The 4,076-nt window shown below is 45.1% G+C and carries 4 protein-coding genes; all 4 read right to left on the bottom strand.

Features of this window, described 5'->3' with window-relative positions; all coding sequences use genetic code 11:
- Nucleotides 1–164: 164 nt before the first annotated feature.
- Nucleotides 165–848 (bottom strand): Mo-dependent nitrogenase C-terminal domain-containing protein, encoded by a 684-nt coding sequence (locus tag IQ242_RS18310; protein WP_193960954.1) that lies wholly within the window; start codon nt 846–848, stop codon nt 165–167.
- Between the two features lie 241 nt (nt 849–1,089).
- Nucleotides 1,090–2,472, bottom strand: a complete 1,383-nt coding sequence (locus tag IQ242_RS18315) for a UDP-glucose/GDP-mannose dehydrogenase family protein (RefSeq protein ID WP_193960955.1) — start codon at nt 2,470–2,472, stop codon at nt 1,090–1,092.
- A gap of 45 nt (nt 2,473–2,517) precedes the next feature.
- Nucleotides 2,518–3,444 carry a UDP-glucuronic acid decarboxylase family protein gene (locus IQ242_RS18320; protein ID WP_193960956.1) on the bottom strand — a complete coding sequence of 309 codons (927 nt, stop codon included), beginning with the start codon at nt 3,442–3,444 and terminating at the stop codon, nt 2,518–2,520.
- 483 nt (nt 3,445–3,927) lie between these two features.
- Nucleotides 3,928–4,076 (bottom strand): transposase (locus IQ242_RS18325; RefSeq protein ID WP_193960957.1); only part of this gene is annotated, 149 nt, incomplete at its 5' end.

Below are 4,076 nucleotides of genomic sequence, written 5' to 3' on the forward strand. Positions count from 1 at the left end.
CTCCAATGGTCAGCACTTTTTGAGGGGAAAAAAGTCTAAAAGCCTTATCCAACAAGGTTTTTAGATTTATTCAGCCAGCCCTGGCTAGGAAAGGCCTTTAGGCTGAGATATTTTCTGTCAGCAGGATATTTATGCCATGTTAGTCACAATTTTAGTTAAACTGGCTAAATATACTCGGAAATATCCTCTTGACAATCATCGGCTAAGTATGATAGGGCGCGGAAGCGTAAACCGACTAATTGTTCGTAGAGAGGATTTAACTTGCACAGAGGCGGAATATGGACTAATTTATGACCAAAAAGCACGATATCGCGTTCAAAAGGACATTGAGGCGGCACCATTTTGCAGATAAACCGGGCCAGGCGCGGATCGTGCATTTCTACCCCATCTAACCAATCTTTGAGGGGATGCAGCAGATCTGGGTGGGGATGTTCGGCACTGATAAACTCGGATTTCTGCGCTTCCGTGGTAATTTCGGGAATTTCACAGACAGTATGTTCTAAAGCTGACAAGGCCTCGATTTCTAACCCGAAAGCATCCCGATAACTATGCAGTAATGCCGCTTCTGCGGGGGAATAAATGCCATCGGCGATTGCTACCATGACCGCCGTGCGGAGGAAGTTTTCTGATATTTTGGGGTCATGACCGAAACTTGCGGCCAATTCTTCGGGACTAATCGATTGATAGAGAACGTGGTCGTCATCTAATTCTAATTCGTGAGCGAAACGGGCGATCGATTCCTGTTCGCTGGTGCTATAATCCCCATCACACCAAGCAATTGTCAGTAATCCCCGTAACCAGTCCCTAACTTGTTCGTTAGTGTAGCGGTATTGAACAGAGCTAACCATAGGTATTGCTAAAACTGATTTCTAGTTTCTCAATTTAATTCTACCCATCGCCCCCGGATTCTAGTGGCCCCCGTTCATATCATTTAACTATAGCCAATAACCCCATGGTCAGCTAGGAAGTTTTCGTTTTTCAGCTGGCATAATCGGGCAATTTTCGCCCCTAGGAGCAGGGGTAGGGGGTTGGCGCTCCTTGTCCCTTCCCCACCCGCGTCAGTCCTAGTGAAAAGGCGGATTCCTGGGATTAACGTCCAATACCGAGGTAACGGAAACCAGCTGCTGTCACCACCGCGGGATCGAGGAAATTGCGACCATCAATTAACACGGGTTCGCGCATGGTTTTAACCATTTTGCCGTAGTCAAGACGGAGGAATTCTTGCCATTCCGTCACCACCACCAAAGCGTCACAACCATCGGCTAATCTTTCTGGATCCGATTCGATAATCACACCACTGAGACCGTGACTTAAACCACTTTGGGAAACGATCGGATCATAGGCTTTTACCTTAGCACCTAAACGATTTAACTGTTCGATCATGGTTAAAGCCGGAGCATCGCGCATATCATCGGTATCGGGTTTAAAAGTTAATCCCAACAAACCGACGGTTTTACCCTTGAGGATTTTTAATTCCTGTTGCAGTTTTTCGATCGCAATTGTCCGTTGACGTTTGTTAACATTGATAGCGGCGTTAAGTAATTCCGTTTCGTAACCGTAGTCTTCTGCGGTATGCACCAAAGCTGACACATCTTTGGGGAAACAGGAACCCCCCCAACCGATCCCGGCCGAGAGGAATTTGCTACCGATACGGGAATCTAAACCGATACCTTTAGCCACTTGGGTGACATCGGCTCCGACGCGATCGCAGATGTTAGCTACTTCGTTAATAAAGCTAATTTTGGTGGCTAGGAAGGCATTAGCGGCGTATTTAATCATTTCCGCCGAACTGAGATCCGTAACCACCACGGGAACGGGAGGCAAGGAGGTATCTTCAGAGAATTGACGTTCAACCAAAGGCGCGTACAATTGCTTCATCATTTCGATGGCTTTCGGGTTATTACTGCCTAAAACAATGCGATCGGGGTTAAAAGTATCATAAACCGCCGAACCTTCCCGTAAAAATTCGGGATTGCTGACCACATCGAATTCCGCTTCGATGCGTTCTATTGTACTAATACTTCCAGCAGCCACGAGATTTTTTTGTCTCTCGGCCACGCCATCGAGGACGATCATCCGTACCCAATCCCCAGAACCGATGGGAACGGTAGATTTATTGACGATTACTTTATAACCACCGTTGAGATGGGCCCCAATACCCCGGGCCACTGCTTCCACATAACGGGTGTCACTTTCCCCCGTCGGTAGTGCAGGTGTACCAACAGCGATAAAGAGGATTTCGCCGTGTTTAACTCCCGCTTCTAGATCCGTGGAAAATTCCAGATTGCCGGAGGCTGCCGAAGACTGCATTAATTCCGATAACCCCGGTTCATAGATGGGGGATTGTCCCGATTTCATCAATTTGACTTTTTCTTCATTGTTATCAATACAGATAACATGATGGCCGATATGTGCTAGGCAAACCCCAGTGACTAAACCCACATAACCCGTTCCGATAACACAAACACGCATGATAATCACTCCAGTGACAATTAAGTTAAATTTATTGATTAGGGATTAGCTTAGACGAGAACGGAAATCCTCGATCGTCATTTTTAAACCCTGATTTAGAGGAATAGTTGGACTCCAATCCAGATAGGTTTTAGCACGAGTGATATCCGGTTGTCGTTGCTTGGGATCATCTTCCGGCAGTGGTTGATAGACCAATTCGGCCTCGGGATTAATCATGCCTTGGATCACTTGCGCTAATTCCAGAATTGTGTATTCATCGGGATTGCCGAGATTAACCGGCCCGATCAAGTCCCCATTCATCAAACGCATTAACCCTTCCACCAGGTCAGAAACATAGCAAAAACTGCGGGTTTGGGAACCTTCACCATAAACCGTCAGGGGTTCACCGCGCAAAGCTTGCACGACGAAATTACTCACCACTCGACCATCGTTTTCCAGCATTCGCGGGCCGTAGGTGTTGAAAATCCGGGCCACCCGGATATCGACTTTATGCTCCCGATAATACTCAAAAGCCAAGGTTTCCGCCACCCGTTTACCCTCGTCATAACAGGAACGCGGTCCGATGCAGTTGACATTGCCTCGATATTCTTCCGTTTGCGGATGCACATCGGGATCGCCATAGACTTCCGAGGTGGAAGCGAGCAAAAATCGCGCTTTTACCCGTTTAGCTAACCCCAGCATATACATAGTCCCTAAAACATTGGTTTTAATCGTTTTTACGGGGTTATATTGATAGTGGATTGGGGAAGCAGGACAGGCCAGGTGATAAATCTGATCGACTTCTAGACGGATCGGCTCGGTGATATCGTGACGAATTAGCTCAAAATAAGGATTTCCTAGCCATTTAACGATATTTCTGCGCGTCCCTGTGTAGAAGTTATCCAGACAGACCACTTCATGACCCTGTTCCATCAAGCGATCGATTAGATGGGAACCGATAAAACCCGCACCACCCGTAACTAGGATTCTCATGTAATCGCACAGTGAACATATAAAATTATTCTTAAAATACCCTTAGGCTGGTTTTTTGGCAAATATTTTTTTTGACGGGGTGTTAAGGATCGGTTATCAGCGATCAGTGATCAGCGATCGCCGATTCAAGGCTAATGGCTGAATAATAGACCTCTTGTAAAAATCAAAAATTGTTGTTAGGGTTAGGAGTCGGTCGTCGGTCGTCAGGATAATTAAGAATGAATAATAATCAATTAAATGGTCTATTTAAGAATTTTATGCAATTTAATCCTTATTTTTACCGTTTTTGAACCCTCAAAAATTAATTATGCAAGAGGTTTAATGAATCCGGTCATCCTTAAAAAATGTAACAATTTTCGTAGTCATCCCTACAGAGTTTTATATTGTCCAATCTTGTCGGCGTAAATTAGGGATTTGAGAGAAATCACGATAATTGCGTGTTACTAAAATACTGTTTGGCTCTTCGTTACTCTTTATGCTAAATCAACAGACAAGATGCCAAGACAACATACTTCTAACCCAAAAATTCCGAAAGTTTCTAAAGCCATAGCCTCTCCGTTTTATTAGTTTAAGTTTATTGTTGATTCCCTCGACCACCCCATTCGTTGTCCTTCGCTCGAAATAACTAATGA

Source organism: Microcystis sp. LEGE 08355 (assembly GCF_015207185.1).
GTDB lineage: Bacteria > Cyanobacteriota > Cyanobacteriia > Cyanobacteriales > Microcystaceae > Microcystis > Microcystis panniformis.

What these genes read in the sequence shown, in the direction of transcription:
- IQ242_RS18310 (WP_193960954.1), bottom strand. Translation starts at nt 848, where the DNA reads ATGGTTAGCTCTGTTCAATACCGCTACACTAACGAACAAGTTAGGGAC.
- IQ242_RS18315 (WP_193960955.1), bottom strand. Translation starts at nt 2,472, where the DNA reads ATGCGTGTTTGTGTTATCGGAACGGGTTATGTGGGTTTAGTCACTGGG.
- IQ242_RS18320 (WP_193960956.1), bottom strand. Translation starts at nt 3,444, where the DNA reads ATGAGAATCCTAGTTACGGGTGGTGCGGGTTTTATCGGTTCCCATCTA.